Below are 18177 nucleotides of genomic sequence, written 5' to 3'. Positions count from 1 at the left end.
CCCGACCTGGAGGGACGGGGGGCCGAAGCGACCTCGGGTGGCGGCACTGGATCCGGAACGGCCTCGACCTCCGGCCTGACCTCCACCGGAGACGGGAGGGGGCCCGGCGCTTCCACGTTCACCGGCGCTTGGTTGTGTTCCGGTTCGAAGGCGGGAACAGGTAGTTCCTCCACCTCGGGCAGGGCCGAAGGAGGCAGCAGCTCCTCGTCCTCCATCAGGAAGGCGATGTCGTCCGCGGCCGCCTCGGGATGCTCCGGCAGGATGGGGGCCTCGATGAAGAGACCGCTGTCGTCATCCTCGTCTGGAAGGGGCATCGACTGTGAGGACAAGCCCATGGGGGACGAGCCCTCGAGATCCAGCAGGTCGGTGACCGAGGGGAGGTCGGACAGCGTGAGCGCCTCAATTTCAGGGCGCGCCGGCTTCACTTCCAACGGCTGGGCAGCGACCTGGGACTCGCCCAGCACATGCGCCTTGATGTGGGAGAGAGAGAGCTTGGTGATGCCGCGCAACGTCTCGAAAACGCCCGTGCCGTCAGAGGCGATGGACTGGAAGCTGGGAGTTCCCTTGGGGTTGAAGGCCGCTTCAAGGTCCTCGATGGGCACCACGTTCTTCAGGTCCCGCTTGTTCCACTGGAAGACCATGGGGATATCCCCCAGGTTCAGGCCCAGCTCGCGGAGGTTCTCCTCCAGGTTCTGGTAGCTCTCCTTGCAGGCATCCAGCATGGGGGTCTGGCTGTCCACTACGAAGACGATGCCGTCCACGCCCTTCAGCACGAGCTTGCGGGTGCTGTTGTAGAAGACCTGACCAGGCACCGTGTAGAGCTGCAGTTTAGTCTTGAAGCCGCCCACCATGCCCACATCCATGGGCAGCAGGTCGAAGAAGAGGGTGCGGTCCGTCTCGGTGTTGAGGCTAACCATCTCCCCACGGGCCTTCTGGCTCGTCTTGCCGTAGATGGTGTTCAGGTTGGTGGTCTTCCCGCACAGGCCAGGGCCGTAGTAGACGATTTTCGCCGTCATCTGCCGGGTGGCGTGGTTGAAGAACACCATTCCAAGACCTCGTGTGAATGGACGAAGTCTAGCTTGGAAAGTGCCGCCGGCTCAATGCAAATGCCGGATTTCCCTAGGACATTGCCTTCAGGAACGCCAGTACTTGCTGGTCATGGTCCTTGGTCCTGGTATCCGTGATCACCTTGCGAACCAGGCCCTGGCGGTCAATGAGGAAGGTGACGCGCTTGGCAAAACCGAGCAGGGGCATCTTCACACCATAGGCCCCGATGATGCGCTTCTCCGGGTCGGCCAGAATGCTGAAGGGCAGGTGGAACTTCTCCGCGAAGGCCTTGTGGCTCTGACTGTTGTCCGCACTCACGCCCAGGATCACCGCCCCTGCCGCCTTGATCTCGGCAAAACCGTCCCGCAGGCTGCAGGCCTGGGCGGTACAGCCGGGCGTATCGTCCTTGGGGTAGAAGTAGAGCACCACCGACGACTTGCCCTGGAAATCGACCAGGCGCACCAGGGCACCGTTCTGGTCCTGCGCCTCAAAGGTCGGCGCCTTGGTCCCTTCCTTCACCTCTGCGGCTGAGGCCAGCCCGAGCATGGCGATGATTCCCATCCCTACCCTCCATGTCCGTCCCATGACCCGCTCCGGAAAGTGAGAGGAGTGTGGCACCATCGGCCGTATCCCAGGAGTCGAAGACTTGGACAAACCGGTTCGCATCGCCCTTATTCCCGGCGACGGGGTTGGCCCGGAGGTCATGGCCGAGGCGCTGCCTTGCTTGGCCTGGGCCGAGGCCAGGGGCCGCCACCTCGAAGCGGTGCGGTTCCCCTTTGGAGCCGACCACTGCCTGAGGACCGGTGACACCCTGCCCGACTCGTCCTACTGCGACCTGCGCGATCAGTTCGACGCCATTCTTTTTGGGGCCGTGGGCGATCCGCGCCTGCCGGACGGCCGCCACGCGGAGGCGATTCTCCTGCGACTCAGGCAGGGCCTGGAACTGACCGTGAACTTCCGCCCTTGTGCCCCCTTCCTTGCTGGAAGCCGCACCGGCCTCGACCTCGAGGTCTTCCGCGAAAACACGGAGGGTCCCTACTGCCTGCAGGGCTCCACGGAACCGGGTCGCGCTGTGGACTTGGCCATCCACACCGAGCCTGCGGTGCGGCGGCTGCTGGTGGCGGCTTTCCGGCGCGCAGAGACCTTGTGCCGCCCCCTCACCCTGGCCCACAAGGCCAACGTGCTGAAACACGGCCATGGCCTCTGGCTGAGGGTATTTGAGGACCTGCGGACCGAATACCCCGGGGTGTCCGCCCGGGGCATGCACGCCGACGCACTGCTATGTGCCCTGGTGCAGGCTCCGACCACGTTCGCCGTCATCGCGGCGGACAACTACCTGGGCGACCTCATCAGCGACCTCTGCGCGGCCTTCATCGGCGGCATGGGCGTGGCACCCTCCCTGAGCTGGGCACCCCATCGCCCCTACCGCTGCTCGGTCCTCGCCGAGCCCGTGCACGGCTCCGCGCCCGACATCGCGGGCAAGGGATTGGCCAATCCCGTGGGCATGATGCTCAGCACGGCCCTTCTCTTCCGGCATCTGGACTGGGAACCCGAAGCGAGGGACCTGGAGGGCGCCGTGTCAGGCGCCTTGGCAAATGGTGCGAAGACCAGGGATCTCGGCGGCACACTTAGCACGGTTGCCATGGGCATGGCCATCCGGGATCGATTGCCCAGCTGAGGCCATCGAAAAACAGGAACCCCGAAATCCGCGAAATCGCCTTTCGGGCGCGCGAAAGGAGATTACTTGTCTTTCCTTTCGCGCCCATTTGGCATCTTTCGCGGTTCCTGCTATTCGTTTTCAGCAGCTGCGCATGACGCCCACAAGGACGCCCTGGATGTCGATGAGCTGGGGCTCATAGCAGCGGGGCTGCAACGCGGTGTTGTGGGGAATGAGCCAGACGCCCTTGGCGTCCCGGCGGAACTCCTTGAGGGTGACCTCCTCACGGTCGATGAGGGCCACCACGCGGTCGCCGTTCCGGTACTCGCCCTTGCGCTGCAGCACCACGAGGTCGCCATCGAGGATGGCGTCGTCGACCATGGAATCGCCCCGTACGCGAAGCACGAAGAGCTCATCCCGCTGCCGGTGGATGCTGTTGGGCACCTCGATGGGCAGGGCGCGACTCTCCGGCAGGATGGGCGAACCGGCGGCGACGTCGCCGCAGAAGGGGAAGATCCGCACCACGGGCGCACCGTCCGGCCGGGCGTCGCCGCGACCGGTGCGCGAGGAAGGAGGCTCCTCCTCATTACCCGTGGCCACGACCAGGTTGTTGCCCTTGCCGTGGCTGCGGACGAGGAAGCCCTTGTCCATGAGGTGCTGGACATGTTTGTGGATGGTGGACACGGCGCTGGAACCCACGCCCTTGGCGATTTCGGCCAGGGTGGGGCTTCGCCCTTCGCTCTGCACGAAGGTGCGGATGAACTTCAGCACGGCCTGCTGGCGTTTGGTGAGATCGCTGGCTTTCATGGGCTCAAAGGTAAGAGTTGAGGCGCAGGTCGTCAATCCCTTTTTTTTCGCTTTATTTAAGACCCCCAGTCGGGACCGCTCCAAGACCCTCCGTGGAACCCACCTGTGACCTATGTCATACTGATCGACGGCCTTGAGGGTCAGGTATTTACGCCCTTCTCGTCCTCTTTTGGCCCCACTCGTTGCCCGTGTCCCGATGAGAAAGGAGTCTCCATGACTGCCAGCCTTGCCGCCCCTTCGACGCCCATGGGAGCGAAAACCCGGATCAATGATTTTTCCATCCAGGTGGCCACGGTCAATGGATCGGGCTCCCAGACGGCCAACACGGTACTCCTGCGGGCCATCTTCCAGATGGGCGTCTTCGTCAGTGGCAAGAACCTCTTTCCCTCGAACATCGCGGGCCTGCCCACCTGGTTCACCATCCGCGCCAGCGCCAAGGGCTATGTGGCCCGCAAGGCCAGCAACGAAATGCTGATCCTGATGAATGCGGAGACCGCGAAGGAGGACATCGCCAAGTCGGATCCCGGCGCCCTGGTCATCTACGACGAGCCCCTGCAACTGGACAAGCTCCGCGCTGACCTCTCCTACATCCCCGTGCCCTTCCAAAAGCTGGTGACGGCCTCCTGCCCCGAGCCCAAGCTCCACAAGCTGGTGAAGAACATGATCTACGTCGGCGTGGCGGCGCGCTTGCTGAGCGTGGACATGGAAGAAGTGAAGAAGGCCATCACCAAGCAGCTGAAGGGCAAGGCCAAGGCCATCGAGATCAACCAGGCCGCAGCCATGGCGGGCTATGACTGGGCCATGGAGAACCTCCAGGACCAGGACCACATCAAGGTGGTGCGCGACAACAAGACCAACGGCCTGATCATCGTGGATGGCAACGAGGCCTGCGCCCTGGGCGCCCTCTTTGCGGGCGTCACCGTGGTGGGCTGGTATCCCATCACGCCAGCCTCGAGCCTGGTCGAGACCTTCATCGACTACGCCGAGGAGTATCGCAAGGACCCGGCCACCGGCAGGTCCACGGTCGCCATCGTGCAGATGGAGGACGAGCTGGCCTCTGCTGGCGTGGTGCTGGCCGCCGGCTGGGCCGGCGCCCGCTCCATGACCTCCACCGCCGGCCCCGGCGTGTCCCTCATGAGCGAGTTCATCGGCCTGGGCTACTACGTGGAAGCACCCGGCGTGTTCTTCAACGTGGCCCGCACGGGCCCCAGCACCGGCCTGCCCACCCGCACCCAGCAGTCCGACGTGGAACTCTGCGCCAAGTGCAGCCATGGCGACACCCAGCACATCAACCTCTACCCCGGCAACATGGAGGAGTGTTTCCAGTTCGCCTACGACGCGTTCGACCTGGCAGAGCGCTTCCAGACGCCCATCTTCGTGGTCACCGACCTGGATCTCGGCATGCAAAACTGGTCCTCCAAGCCCTTCGCCTACCCCGCCAAGCCCTATGACCGCGGCAAGGTCCTCAACGAGCAGCAACTGGCCGAGGCCAAGGACTGGGGCCGCTACAAGGACGTGGATGGCGACGGCATCTGCTACCGCTCCCTGCCCGGCACCGCCGGCGGCAAGGGGTCCTATTTCACCCGTGGGTCCGGCCACAACGCCTATGCCCAGTATTCCGAGAAGCCTGAGGACTACGTCGAAGTGGTGGACCGCCTCCGCCGGAAGTACGAGACCGCCAAGACCCACGTGCCCACGCCCGTCCTCCGCAACCTGGGCTCGGCCAAGGGCGTCCTGGCCTTCGGCTCCAGCGATCCCGCGGTCGTCGAGGCCCAGGATCTCCTCGCCGAGGGTGGCCTGAAGACCGACTACCTGCGCCTCCGCGCCCTGCCCTTCACCGCCGAGGTGGATTCCTTTGTGACGGAGAAGCAGGTGGTCTACGTGGTCGAGCAGAACCGCGACGGCCAGATGGCCAACCTCTTTCGCGAGACGTATCCAGAGCACGCCACCAAGTTCAAGAGCGTCCTCCACTACAACGGCCATGCCATCGACGCCAAGTGCATCGTGGACCAGATCACCGCCTTCGAGCAGAAGTAAGAGGAGCCGACCATGACCACTGCCACGCCCTCCGCTCCCACCAACAAGCTCGGCTTCACCAAGCAGGACTATGTGGGCTCCAAGTCCACCCTCTGCGCCGGCTGCGGCCATGACGCCATCACGGCGCAGATCATCAACGCCGCCTTCGAGTCGAACATCGAGGGCCACCTCGTCACCAAGTACTCGGGCATCGGCTGTTCCTCCAAGACCCCGGCCTACTTCATCAACCAGGGTTGGGGCTTCAACAGCGTCCACGGCCGTATGCCGGCCATCGCCACCGGCGCCTCCCTGGCCAACCGGGACCTCATCAACATCGGCGTCTCCGGTGACGGTGACTCGATGTCCATCGGCATGGGCCAGTTCGTCCACGCCGTGCGTCGCAACATCCCCATGATCTACATCATCGAGGACAACGGGGTCTACGGCCTCACCAAGGGCCAGTTCTCCGCCACCGCCGACAAGGGTGCCTTTCTCAAGAGCGGCGCCAAGAATGACCTGCCCCCCATCGACCCCTGCACCCTCGCCATCGAGCTGGGTTGTGGCTTCGTGGCCCGTTGCTTCTCGGGCAACCCCAAGCAGCTGAATGCCATCCTCAAGTCCGCCTTCGCCTATGAAGGCACCGTGGTGCTGGACATCATCAGCCCCTGCGTCACCTTCAACAACCATGATGCCTCCACCCGCTCCTACAAGCACGTCAAGGACCACGACTTTCCTCTCCATGACCTGGGTTTCATCCAGTATTCCGAGGTCGAGGAGGTGGAGATCTCCGCCGGTGCTACCGAGGTCGTCACCTTCCCCGACGGTTCCAAGGTCGCCATCAAGGCCATCCACGAGGACTACGACCCCACGGACCGCTTCGGTGCCATGAAGGCCATCCACGAGTCCATGGCCAAGGGCGAGTTCCTCACGGGCCTGCTCTACATCAACCCAACCCAGCCCCCCCTACCCCAGGTGCTGAACCTGGTGGACCAGCCCCTGGCCACCCTGACCGAGGCCCAGGTGAAACCCAGCCCGGCCGTGCTGGAAGAGATCATGCAGAGCCTGATGTAGTTCATGGTTCCAGCGCAGAGGGCCTCCCATCCGGGCGGCCCTCTGCGCGATGCTCCGCCATTGACGCGAACTGCCACCACGCTAGACTGGAGCTTCGTGGGCCTGTAGCTCAGCTGGGAGAGCGCTGCGTTCGCAATGCAGAGGTCGTCAGTTCGATCCTGATCAGGTCCACCAATCCCATTTGAACGGCGGTCTCCGGGCCGCCGTTCTCTTTCATGGGACGACCTCGCCAGTTCTGAGGGCAGAGGTCGTCAATCCCGCTTAGAACACCGCCTCCATGGGCGCCGTCTCGCCGGCCAGCAGGCCCACGGCGTGGGCGGCCACCAGGGGCAGCCCCCGGTGGGCGAAGTGGATCGCGGCCTGCACCTTGTTCTGATAGAAGGCCGCTTCCCTGCTCCCTGTGACATGGGCACGGACGGCCGACGGGTCCGCCGTGTCCACGCCGCGGTCGGCCATGAGGGTCCGGGCCTTCCCCTGGGCCACCTCAGCCTGCTGGAGGAGCAGGTAGCCCCCCACGACGTGGCCGAGCATGTCGAGAATGGGCACGGCATTCAGCAGGGTCAGCAGGGTGGCGTTGTCGCGCGTGGGGATCTGGGTCAGCACGGCCGCCATGTCCTTCACCGCATCGCCGAGCTGGCGGGCGGAGGCGCCGAGCACCGGGTCGCCCACCAGGGACTGGGCCGCGTCCGCGGCCAGCTTCAGCAGCGCCTTCACGGGGCGGCCCTCCTGCATGCGGAACTTCCGGCCCACGAGGTCGAGGGCCTGGATGCCGTTGGTGCCTTCGTAGATGGAGGCGATCTTGCAATCGCGCAGGTACTGCTCGGCCGGGTAGTCCATGGTGTAGCCGTAGCCGCCGTACACCTGGAGCGCCCATTCCGTCACGCGGAAGCCCCAGTCCGAGCACCAGGCCTTGCTGATGGGCGTGAGGAGTTCCACCAGGCCCTGCCAGCGATCCCGCTCGTCGCCATCTGACACATGGGCCATGTCCATGCACCAGGCCGTGTAGGTCACCAGGGCGCGCATGGCCTGCACGTAGGCCGACTGGAGCAGGAGCGAGCGCCGCACGTCCGGGTGTTCGATGATGAGGGACTGGCCGGAGGTCTTGCCCGCGCTGGGCCCGCGCCCCTGCAGGCGTTCCTTCGCATAGGCCAGCGCAGCCTGGTGGGCCGCGGAGGCATTGCTGAGCCCCTGGACGCCCACCTCCCAGCGCGCCGCGTTCATCATCTGGAACATATGGGCGAGGCCCTGGTTCTCCTCACCTAGCAGGAAGCCCTGGCTGCCGGTGCTGGAGCCGAAGACGAGGCTGCAGGTGGGGGAGCCGTGGATGCCCAGCTTGTGCTCGATGCCGGCGCAGACCACGTCGTTGGCGGCGCCGAGGCTGCCATCCGAGTTCACGCGGACCTTGGGCACCACGAAGAGGCTGATGCCCTTGGGCCCGGCGGGGGCTCCCGGAGTGCGGGCCAGCACGGCGTGGATGATGTTCGAGGTCAGCTCGTGGTCGCCGCTGGTGATGAAGATCTTCTCGCCGGTGATCAGGTAGGTGCCGTCGGCCTGGGGCACGGCCTTGGTGTTGAGCGCGCCCAGGTCGCTGCCGGCACCGGCTTCGGTGAGGCACATGGTGCCCGTCCACTCGCCGGAGTACATCCGCTCGCAGAAGGTTCCCTTGAGCTCATCGCTACCGAAGGTCTCGATGAGGTGCGCTGCGCCGCGGGTGAGCAGGGCCTTGAGGCCCAGTGCCGTGTTGGCGCCCATGAGGAACTCGCTGATCCCGGCCCCCACGGATTCGGGCAGGCCCATGCCGCCGAACTCAGGACTCATGGTGGCGCTGATCCAGCCGCCCTCGGCCAGATCACGGAAGGCCCCGGCGAAGCCCTCGGGCAGCTCCACCTTGCCTTGGTCGAAGCGGGCGCCGACCCGATCCCCCGTCTCGTTGCAGGCGGCGATGCTGCCCCGGGCCACCTTGAGGGCCTCGTCCAGCACCATGCCCAGCTGGTCCCGGTCGATCTCCCCGTAGGGTCCCGATTTCAGCAGCGGATCCAGATCCAGCCACTCGAAGAGGTTGAAGCGGATGTCGCGATCGTCGTCGAGGTACTTCATGGGGCCTCCGTCTTGCCATTAGGGGTTGGCGACGCCGGGGACCAGTTTCAGCCCGAATGCGGCGTTGTGCCCGGGTTACTTCAGTTCAGGAAACTGCTCTTCGCGGAATTCCGTGGGGGAGTGCGATGCCTCCGCGGCCCGCTTGCGCAGCTCCACCCGACGGATCTTGCCGGAGATGGTCTTCGGGAGGTCGCCGAACTCCAGGATGCGGATGCGCTTGTAGGGAGACAACCGCTCTCGGATGAACCGGAAGAGGGCCAGCGCCGTCTCGCGGTTCGGGTCCCAGCCGGCGCGGAGGATGACGTAGGCCTTGGGCACCGTGAGCTTCAGGGGATCGGGGCTGGGCACCACGGCCGCCTCGGCCACGGACTCGTGCTCGATGAGGAAGGACTCCAGCTCGAAGGGGCTGATGCGGTAGTCGGAGCTCTTGAACACATCATCCGCCCGGCCCACGAAGAACAGGTAGCCATCCTCGTCCCGCGTCGCCACGTCGCCCGTGCGGTAGAAGCCCTCAGCCTCGGCCTTGGCCATCTTGGAGGGATCGTCCTTGTAGCCCGCCATGAGGCCCAGGGGCCTTGGGCTCAGCTTCAGGGAGATCTCACCCTCCTCCGCCTCCCGGCCTTCGGCATCCAGCAGCACCACCTCATAGCCTGGCAGGGAGCGTCCCATGGACCCGGCCTTCACCGGCTGCCCGGGCGGGTTGCCCACCTGGGCCGTGGTCTCGGTCTGGCCGTAGCCGTCGCGAATGGTGAGGCCCCAGGCCTTCTGGACCTGACTGATGACCTCGGGGTTCAGGGGCTCCCCGGCGCCCACCAGCTCCCGCAGCTTCACGGGGTAGGCCGCGAGGTCCTCCTGGATGAACAGGCGCCACACGGTCGGTGGGGCGCAGAGGGTGGTGATGCCCTTGTCCGCGATCACCTGCAGGGTGGCCGCGGCGTTGAAGCGGGCGGCGCGGTAGACGAAGATGCAGGCGCCCGCGTTCCAGGGCGCGAAGAAGCTGCTCCACGCGTGCTTCGCCCAGCCCGGCGAGCTGATGTTGTAGTGGATGTCACCCTCGCGGAGGCCCACCCAGTACATGGTGCTGAGGTGGCCCACCGGGTAGGACTGGTGGGTGTGGAGGACCAGCTTGGGCTTGGCCGTGGTCCCCGAGGTGAAGTAGAGCAGCATGGGGTCGGTGGCGTGGGTCACGGCGTCGGGTTCGTACGAGGGGCTGCCTTCGTAGAGCGACGCCATGCCGAGCCAGCCCGGAGCCTCGCCGCCGACACAGATGCGGGTGAGGCTGGGGTCCATGGTCTCGAACTTGCCTGCCTGGGCGGCGTCCACCACCAGGTGCCGGATGCCGCCGCGCTCGATGCGGTCCAGGAGATCTGCCTGCGAGAGCAGCAGGGTGGAGGGCACCAGGACGGCCCCCAGCTTCATGCAAGCCAGCATCACCTCCCAGAGCGGGAGGACGTTGTCCAGCATGATGAGCACGCCCTCGCCCCGGCGGACGCCCAGGCCCCGGAGGGCGTTGGCGACCTGGTTGCTGCGGGTGGAAAGCTCCTGGAAGCTGACCTTGGTTTCGGCGCCACCTTCCTCCACGATCCAGAGGGCTGGCCGATCATTGCCCCGGGCATAGGCATCGAAGTGGTCCAGGGCCCAGTTGAAGTCGCCCAGCGCGGGCCAGCGGAAATCCCGGTAGGCTCCGGCGTAGTCGTCCCGTCGCTCGACGAGGAAATCCCGGGCCTGGAGAAAAACCTGGCGTGAGGTCATGCCGCCCCCTGTTGTATTGGGTAGTGAGCCCAAATCTATAGCGCGGTTTCCGGAGCGTCCATATCGAAACCCGACCTTCAGGAGAATAATGACTTCCAGCACGGACCGGCCTTCCGCTGGCCCGTGATAGGGTGATCGCGTCACTCCAGACTCGCGAGGCCCAGCGGTGTTCAGCGTCATCCCAGAGGGGGCAGCCTATCGGGAATTCGTCCTGCTCAAGGACGGACGCGGCGTGCTGCTGCGGATCGCCTTCGCAGAGGACATCGACCGGGTGGAGGCCTTCATCCGGGGCCTCTCCCGGGAGAGCCTCGCCATGCGTTTCATGGGCGGTGTGTCCAGCGTCTCCCGCAAATTCGTGGAGGAGCTCTGCACGCCGAACCTCCGCCTGCAAGCCTGCCTGCTGGCCGTGGAAGGGGAGGGCGACGAGGAACAGGTCCTGGGGCTGGGCAACTACATCGGCGGCGGCGGACCCGTGGCCGAGGTGGCCTTCATGATCGGCGACGCCCACCAGGGACGGGGCATCGGCACCCTGATCCTCGAACGCCTGGCGGGGCTGGCGGCGGGGGTCGGCTACCTGGGCTTCGAGGCGGAGCATCTGACCGGCAACAAGAAGATGGGGAACGTCTTCATGGACACGGGCTTCGAGACCCGGCGGGCCATGGAGGATGGCGTCATCCATGTGCATTTCCCCCTGAGCGCCCCCGAGGCCCTGCGCGAACGCACAGACCTCCGCGAGCGGGTGGCCACGGCCAACTCCCTGGTCCCGCTCCTGCGACCGCGTGTCGTGGCCGTGGCCGGCGCCTCCCGGGATCCCAGCTCCCTCGGCAACACCATCTTCCGGCACATCCTCCAGAGCCGCTTCCAGGGCTCGGTCTACCCGGTCAATCCCAAGGCCACTTCCATCGAAGGCGTGCAGGCCTACCAGTCCCTGGCGGCCCTGCCGGAGACGCCCGACCTGGTCATCCTCGCGGTACCGGCAACCAAGGTCTCGGCCCTCGCGAAGCGGGCCCTGGATCGCGGGGCCCGGGGCCTCCTGGTCCTGGCGGCCGGATTCGCCGAAACAGGGCCCGAAGGCGCCCGGCGGCAGGATCGCCTGCTGCGCCTCACCCGCAGCCACGGGGCGCGGCTGGTGGGTCCCAACTGCCTGGGACTGCTGAACACCAACGAGGCGGTCCAGCTCAATGCCAGCCTGGCCACGGCCATGCCGCCCCGGGGGCGGGTGGGATTCTTCAGCCACTCCGCGGCCCTGGGCGTGGTCATCCTGCAGTACGCGGCCGAGCGGGGCCTGGGGTTCTCCACCTTCGTCTCCGCCGGGAACCGGGCCGACGTCTCCGGCAACGACCTGCTGCAGTACTGGGACGAGGACCCAGACACGGACCTGGCCCTGCTCTACCTCGAGACCTTCGGGAACCCCCGGCGCTTCGCCCGGCTGGCCCGCCGGATCTCCCGACGGAAGCCCATCCTCTGCGTCAAGAGCGCCCGGAGTCACGCCGGCCGGCGTGTGGCCCTCGCCCATATCGCGGCGGCCCCGCGGGATGACGCGGAAGTGGAGGCCCTGTTCCACCAGGCGGGCGTGATCCGGGCCGACACCCTGGAGGATCTGTTCGACATCGCCCTGCTCCTGGCCCACCAGCCCCTGCCCCGGGGGAACCGCGTGGCCATCGTGAGCAACTCCGGCGGCGTCGCCACCATCTGCGCCGATGCCTGCGAAACGCACGGCATGGAGATCTCCGGCACCGGTGTGGTGAACCTGCATGCCATGGCCACGCCCGAACACTACGAACAGGCCTGCCGCGAGGCTCTGGAGCATCCCCAGGTGGATGCCCTCATCGCCTCCTTCGCCTGCCTCGGAACCTGCGATCCCACGGTGGTGGCCCGGGCCATCCGCCGGGCCGCGGTGCGGGCCGAGCAGACCACTGGCATCGCCAAGCCGACCCTGCTCTCCCTCATGGGCATGAGCGGCGCCGTGCCCGTGGGCTCGGCCGCCCTGGCCGAGAGCGGGGGCAAGCACCGCACCTTCCCCTCCTACCGTTTCCCCGAATCCGCGGCCCTGGCCCTCTCCAAGGTGGTGGAATACGCGCAGTTCCGTGCGCAGCCGCCCGGACGGATCCTGGGCTACGAAGACCTCCATGGCGGCGAGGCCCGCCGACGCGTGGAGCAGCTCGTCGAGGCACTGCCCAGTCCAGGTCCCGCGCCCTTTTCGGAGGCCGAGACCCGGGAGCTGCTTGGGGCCTTCGGCATTCCCGTCGCGGGAGCTCCGGAACCCTTGAACCGGAAGGAACCCCAGGTGTCGCTCCACCTGTCGTCCGACCCCGACTTCGGCCCTATCTGGCGTTTCCGCCGGCAGGGCGTGGACTCCATCCTCCGCCTCACACCACTCACGGATCTCGACATCGCCGAAGTGCTCAGGCGGATTCGCCTGCGCCCGAACAGCGGCCTGGCCGAAACCCTGGGACGCCTCACGCAGCTCGTGGAGGAGTTGCCCTGGCTCCACACCCTCGAAGCCACGGTCGCCATCCGCGGCGATGTCGAAGCCGTCGGCCCGCTGCCGCTGGCACCGGGCCTGCGCCTGACCTTCAGCCAGACCGGTTCCAGAAAGCCCTGAACGCCCCAACTCGACCCAGCGGAGGCCCCATGCTCGTGAAAGAAATGATGCGGAAACCGGTGCTGGTGATCGCGGTCGGTGCCACCATCGGCGAGGCCGATCAGCTCCTCCATTCCCGAGGCTTCCGCCACCTGCCCGTGGTGGACGAGGGCCGCCTGGTGGGCATCCTCACAGATCGGGACATCCGTTTCTCCACCAGCAGTCTCTGTTCGACGCCCTGCAGCGCAGGGGATCCCGTCAGCCTTGCCATGAGCAGTCCCCCCCTGACGGCGGATCCGCTGGATCCGGTGGAGGACGCCGCCCGGATCATGCGGGAGAACAAGATCGGGTGCCTGCCCGTCCTCGATGGCGGCGAGCTGGTGGGCATCCTCACGGGCATGGACCTCCTCGATGCCCTGATCACCCTCACCGGCGTGACCAAGCCCTCCTCTCGGCTGGAGGTCGTCCTTCCGGACCAGCCGGGCGAGCTGGCCCGCCTCACGACCTTTCTCGCCACCCGCCGGGTGAACATCCACTCCATCCTCACCTACCCCACGCCCGACACCACGGTGCGCACGGTGCTGCGAGTGGACTCGAACCAGATCCGTCCGCTGTCAGAGGAATTGCGCGGCGCCGCGTTCACGGTCCTCTGGCCCCTTCCCAAGAGCTCTCAGCTGCACTTGACGTCCAAGCCATGGCAACCCTGATCCACCGCCCGGAGTACGCCGGGTACGACTTCGGCCCGGAGCACCCCTTCACGCCCGCCCGGCTCGCCATGCTCCTGGACCTCATCCGGAGCCTGGGCCATGCCGCCCCCACCGTCGCAGCACCGGCCGCGACGCGGGAAGACATCCTGTCCGTCCACGACGAGGCCTTCGTGGCCATGGTCGAGGCTCTCGACCGGGGCGAGTCCCTGCCCGAGGCTGGACGCTTTGGCCTGGGCACCCAGGACAACCCCATCTTCCCAGGCATGGATCTCGCCGGGCGGTGGCTGGTGGGTGGAGTCCTCCACGGGGCGCGGCTGTTGATGGAGGACACCGAGACCCGCGTGCTCCAGCTGGGTGGCGGTCTGCACCATGCCCAGAAGGACCGGGCCGCAGGCTTCTGCCTGTACAACGACCTGGCGGTGGCCATCCGTGCCTTCGTGGATCACGGGTGGCGCGTGGCCTACCTGGACATCGACCTCCACCACGGCGACGGAGTCCAGAACCTCTTCTATGACCAGGACCGGGTGCTGACCCTCAGCCTCCACGAGACCGGGCACTACCTGTATCCGGGCACCGGCCACATCCACGAGCTGGGCACCGGCGCGGCCCGGGGCCTCAGCCTGAACATCCCTCTGGAACCCTTCACGGAATCCGAGAGTTACCTTGAAGCCTTCGAGGCCGTGGTGCCCCGGGCCTTGGAACAGTTCTCCCCCCATGTCCTCGTGGTCCAGGCCGGGGCGGACGCCCACTTCGCCGATCCCCTGGGCGACCTGGCCCTCACCACCCAGGCCTTCGAGACGCTCTTCCGCAGGATTCTCGACCTGGCCGGCGAGCACACCCAGGGCCGGGTGCTGTTCACGCTGGGCGGCGGCTACGAGGCCCAGGTGGTGGCCCGGGTCTGGACCATCCTCTACCTCACCCTGATGGACCTGCCCGTTCCCCAGGAACTTCCCGAGGCCTGGCTGGCGCGGTGGCAGCACCTGCTCGGGCCGGAGGTCGGCCACACCCTGCACGATCCGGTGCCCGCCTACCCTGAGTTCCCGGGCCGCGAGGAGCGCACCCGCCGCAACCGCGACGTGGTGGACCGCCTGCTGGACTCCCTGCTCCGCTACTGGTTCTGAGCGCCGCGGCACCGCTGGGCTTCAGCTATCCTCGAAGCATGATCGGACGACTGCGCGGGGAACTCATCCAGAAGCTGCCGAACCTGGCGCTCGTCGAGTGTGGGGGGGTGGGCTATGCCGCGGCCATCAGCCTCTCGACCTATGGGCTGCTGCCAGAAGTTGGGGCCACCGTGGTACTGCACACGGAGCTCCTGGTGCGCGAGAACGAGATCGCCCTGCTCGGCTTCTCCTCTCAGCAGGAACGGGAGCTCTACCGCCTGCTGATCAAGGTGGACGGCGTGGGCCCGAAGCTTGCCCTGGCAGCCCTGGGCGCGCTGTCCCTGGAGGATCTCGTGCAGGCCATCCGCGGGCGTGACGTGAAGGTCCTCACCCGCATTCCCGGCGTGGGCAAGAAGACCGCGGAGAAGATGTGCTTCGAGCTGTCGGAGAAGCTGGGCGGGCTGTCGGGACTGGACGGCCTGTCCGGCGGATTCTCGGGTGATCCCTGGGAGGAGAGCCTGCGCTCCGCCCTCACGAACCTCGGCTTCCGGGAGGATGCGGTGCTGCCCGTGGTGGCCGAGCTCCGCGCCGCGAAGCCGCCCCTGGCCGAGGCCATCCGCCAGGCCCTGAAGGCCCTGCAGCGGTGAGCGTCCGCATTCTCGGCACGTCCCCCCTCGTGGGCCCGGCCCTGACCAACCTTGGCGCGCGGTTCCCGGAGCTGCTCCTGGCCCCCTTCCGCTCCGCCGAATGGAATGCGGCCCTGCGCGAGACCGAGGTGCTGGTGGCACTGGTCTCCGAGTCCATCACCGAGGCTGACCTAGACGCCGCGCCGAGGCTGAAGGCCCTCGGCACATACTCCGTCGGCATGAACCACCTGCCCCTGCAGGCCTGCCAGGCCCGCGGCATCACGGTCGTGAACACGCCCGGCGTGCTGACGGACGCCACCGCCGACCTCGCCCTGGCGCTGCTACTGGCCCTGACGCGGCGCGTGGCCGAGGGCGAAGCCCTGGTGCGCTCCGGACAGTGGAAGGGCTGGGCCCCGGACCAGCTCCTGGGCACGGGCCTCGCCGGGAAGACCTGCGGCATCCTCGGCAGCGGCCCCATCGGTCTGGCCTTCGCCCGGCGCACCTGGGCGCTGGGCATGGTCCCGGTCTTCTGGGATCGCGAGGGACAGGGTGGCGACGTGGACTTCGGCCCCGGTCGCGCCCCTCGCATGATCCTGTCCGACCTGCTTCGCCGCAGCGCCGTGGTCTCCCTCCACTGCCCCCTGACGGATCAGACCCGCGGCCTGCTGGATCGCGCCGCGCTGGAGCTGCTGCCGCCTGGAGCCGTGATCATCAACACCGCCCGCGGGGGCATCCTCGATGAGCACGCCGCCATAGACCTGCTGCAGGCAGATCGGCTCGGCGGCGTGGGATTGGATGTCTACGAAGGCGAGCCGGAGGTCGACCCGCGCTGGCGGGAGGCTCCCCGCTCGGTGCTCCTCCCGCATCTCGGCTCCGCCACGCTGGAGACGCGCGCGGCAATGGCCGGCCTGCTTTGCAAAGGGCTCGCAGCCGCGCTTGGGTGATACCCTGAACTCCAACACGAGGCATCCCATGGCACGCCCCTGGCTCAAGCTGCTGGACCCCGGCCTGACGGCGCTCAAGACCGCCGCCAGGACCTCCTTCGATGACCGCCTGGCCCTGGCTCGCGCCTACAACGGCCGGGCCCGCCATGAGGAGGCCCGGGAGGTCCTGGACCAGCTGCTGGCCGAGGATCGCTCGAACGCGGAGGCCTGGTTCGAGCGTCTCCTCTGCTTCAATGACCACTCCGGGGAGGAGGAAGGTCTGGAGCTGATGGGCCAGCTGGACTCCCTCCGCGATGAGCAACCGACCGCGGGAGGCCATCTCCGCAACCTGGGCTACCTGCGGCTCCTCATGCAGGACCCTGACGGCGCTGAACATGCGCTGCATCAGGCCCTGGCCCTGAACGGGCAGGACCCGAAGGCCCTGGAGCTGGCAGGACTCGTCCAGCTGCACCTGAATCAGCCCTCCGATGCGAAGGCCTGGCTGCTGAAGGCCCTCACCCTCAACCCCAAAGATCCACGCACCCTGCGCCTGCTGGCCATCGCCATGGAACAGCTCGGTGATCTCAGCGGTGCGGAAGCCCAGCTCATGGCGGCGCTTCAGTCTGAAGAGACCTACTACTGGGGCTGGCATGCCTTGGGCGAGCTGCTTCTCAAGCGCGGGGAGCTCGCGGAAGGCCTCCGCTGCATCCAGCGGGCCCGCAGCCTCCATGTGAGCGATCCCACGAGCTACTTCATCCTCGCCGAGATCTTCAGCGAACAGGGCCACCTGGAGCTGGCCCAGGGTCAGCTCCATACGCTCATGCTGCTGGCGCCTCCCGCGCCCGTGCTTGCGGAGGCGCAGGCACTGCTGGGTGAGCTCAAGCGGGACATGGGCGATCGGGACGGCGCCGTGTCCTACTTCAGCCTCGCGGCGGAGACGGATCCGGACGCCTCGAACCCCTGGGCTGCCCTCGGCGACATGGCCCGCGAGGAGTGCCGCTGGGATGACGCCCTGCGCTGCTACCGCGAGGCCCTGATGCGCGAACCCGACGCCGCGGACCTCCAGGTCCAGCTGGGCTACGTGCTGGTGGAGACCCACCAGGGCACCGCCGCTGAGCAAGCCTTCCTCCAGGCTCTGGAACTCGACCCGGGCGAGTACAGCGCCTACTTGGGCCTTTCCGAGGTCTACCGTTTCGCCAACCGGCGCGAGGACCAGATAAGCATGGTCGAACAGGCCATGACCTTGGCACCCCAGGATGCCGATGTCTGGAACGCCAGGGGAGTCGCGCTCGAGGTCACCAACCGCTGGCGTGAAGCGACAGAAGCCTATGAGAAGGCCCTGGCCCTTGAACCACACCATCGCAAGGCTGCCAACAACCTCGGCTTCGTCCTCGAGAAGCGGATGAACGGTGGCGAATCCGATCTGAGGGGCCGGGCGACCGAGGCGTGGAAGCAGCGCCTCCTCATCTGCCGTGACGAGGACCAGAGCCTGAAGATGGCCACGGAGCACCTTGCGAACCTCGGTATCGATGACGACACCATCCGCGAGTGGTTGCGGCCGGGTTTTCTGGCTGAATCAGAGGCGTGACCCTTCGTTCACAGCACTGTCACCCAAGCGTTTCCAATCAGTTACAAAGGGGGGCCGAACCCCTGTGGAAAAGCCTGCGGATTGACCCACATGGCGGGTGCTAAACCCTGTCTGGAGACGGATTTCCCAACACGAGTAGGGTAAATCCCCATCAATGCAAATTGATTTATATCAATCTTTAAATTGATGATCTCAGCAGAAT

Annotated in this window: 13 protein-coding genes, 1 tRNA gene and 1 pseudogene; 10 read left to right on the top strand and 5 right to left on the bottom strand. The window is 66.7% G+C overall.

Annotated features, from left to right (window positions below; all coding sequences use genetic code 11):
- Positions 1–470: 470 nt before the first annotated feature.
- Both WAS25_RS09310 and WAS25_RS09305 read right to left on the bottom strand, forming a co-directional pair.
- Positions 471–1046, bottom strand: a pseudogene (locus tag WAS25_RS09310) (GTP-binding protein); the annotation flags it as partial.
- A gap of 73 nt (positions 1047–1119) precedes the next feature.
- Positions 1120–1608, bottom strand: a complete 489-nt coding sequence (locus tag WAS25_RS09305) for a peroxiredoxin (RefSeq protein WP_422311345.1) — start codon at positions 1606–1608, stop codon at positions 1120–1122.
- Positions 1609–1693: 85 nt separating this feature from the next.
- Between WAS25_RS09305 and WAS25_RS09300 the strand changes: the two genes are divergently transcribed.
- On the top strand, positions 1694–2725 hold the full coding sequence (locus WAS25_RS09300) for an isocitrate/isopropylmalate dehydrogenase family protein (RefSeq protein WP_422311343.1): 1032 nt from the start codon (positions 1694–1696) through the stop codon (positions 2723–2725).
- Between the two features lie 120 nt (positions 2726–2845).
- On the opposite strand, the gene lexA is transcribed toward WAS25_RS09300, so the two are convergent.
- A complete protein-coding gene (gene lexA / locus WAS25_RS09295) occupies positions 2846–3511 on the bottom strand; it encodes a transcriptional repressor LexA (RefSeq protein WP_422311341.1) in 666 nt (221 codons plus the stop codon).
- Between the two features lie 213 nt (positions 3512–3724).
- On the opposite strand from lexA, the gene WAS25_RS09290 reads away from it, so the two are divergent.
- The 3 genes from WAS25_RS09290 to WAS25_RS09280 all read left to right on the top strand — a co-directional run bounded on the left by WAS25_RS09290 (position 3725) and on the right by WAS25_RS09280 (position 6772).
- On the top strand, positions 3725–5548 hold the full coding sequence (locus WAS25_RS09290; RefSeq protein ID WP_422311339.1) for a 2-oxoacid:acceptor oxidoreductase subunit alpha: 1824 nt from the start codon (positions 3725–3727) through the stop codon (positions 5546–5548).
- Between the two features lie 12 nt (positions 5549–5560).
- Entirely contained in the window at positions 5561–6598 is a 1038-nt protein-coding gene (locus WAS25_RS09285; protein ID WP_422311337.1) for a 2-oxoacid:ferredoxin oxidoreductase subunit beta, read from the top strand.
- A gap of 98 nt (positions 6599–6696) precedes the next feature.
- Positions 6697–6772 (top strand) — tRNA-Ala (locus WAS25_RS09280).
- Between the two features lie 87 nt (positions 6773–6859).
- On the opposite strand, the gene WAS25_RS09275 is transcribed toward WAS25_RS09280, so the two are convergent.
- Positions 6860–8695 (bottom strand): acyl-CoA dehydrogenase, encoded by a 1836-nt coding sequence (locus WAS25_RS09275; protein ID WP_422311335.1) that lies wholly within the window; start codon positions 8693–8695, stop codon positions 6860–6862.
- Positions 8696–8770: 75 nt separating this feature from the next.
- The gene (locus WAS25_RS09270) at positions 8771–10447 is read right to left on the bottom strand and encodes an AMP-binding protein (RefSeq protein WP_422311333.1); all 1677 of its coding nucleotides are present in this window, start codon (positions 10445–10447) and stop codon (positions 8771–8773) included.
- Between the two features lie 166 nt (positions 10448–10613).
- Here WAS25_RS09270 and WAS25_RS09265 point away from each other — a divergent pair, with 166 nt between their 5' ends.
- From WAS25_RS09265 to WAS25_RS09240, 6 genes are read left to right on the top strand one after another with little or no spacing between them, the layout of a single operon-like run.
- A complete protein-coding gene (locus WAS25_RS09265) occupies positions 10614–13052 on the top strand; it encodes a CoA-binding protein (RefSeq protein WP_422311331.1) in 2439 nt (812 codons plus the stop codon).
- Positions 13053–13081: 29 nt separating this feature from the next.
- On the top strand, positions 13082–13738 hold the full coding sequence (locus WAS25_RS09260; protein WP_422311329.1) for a CBS and ACT domain-containing protein: 657 nt from the start codon (positions 13082–13084) through the stop codon (positions 13736–13738).
- Positions 13726–14859, top strand: coding sequence for an acetoin utilization protein AcuC (locus WAS25_RS09255; RefSeq protein ID WP_422311327.1), 1134 nt, complete (start codon positions 13726–13728; stop codon positions 14857–14859). The genes WAS25_RS09260 and WAS25_RS09255 overlap by 13 nt, the downstream gene beginning before the upstream one ends.
- A gap of 38 nt (positions 14860–14897) precedes the next feature.
- Positions 14898–15485 (top strand): Holliday junction branch migration protein RuvA, encoded by a 588-nt coding sequence (gene ruvA / locus WAS25_RS09250; protein ID WP_422311325.1) that lies wholly within the window; start codon positions 14898–14900, stop codon positions 15483–15485.
- Positions 15482–16408 carry an NAD(P)-dependent oxidoreductase gene (locus WAS25_RS09245; RefSeq protein WP_422311323.1) on the top strand — a complete coding sequence of 309 codons (927 nt, stop codon included), beginning with the start codon at positions 15482–15484 and terminating at the stop codon, positions 16406–16408. The genes ruvA and WAS25_RS09245 overlap by 4 nt, the downstream gene beginning before the upstream one ends.
- Positions 16409–16436: 28 nt before the next feature.
- Positions 16437–17975 (top strand): tetratricopeptide repeat protein, encoded by a 1539-nt coding sequence (locus tag WAS25_RS09240; protein WP_422311321.1) that lies wholly within the window; start codon positions 16437–16439, stop codon positions 17973–17975.
- The last annotated feature ends 202 nt before the right edge of the window (positions 17976–18177 follow it).

It is taken from the genome of Geothrix sp. (assembly GCF_049292215.1).
Classification (GTDB): domain Bacteria; phylum Acidobacteriota; class Holophagae; order Holophagales; family Holophagaceae; genus Geothrix.
This window is presented reverse-complemented; position numbering and strand designations above follow the sequence as displayed.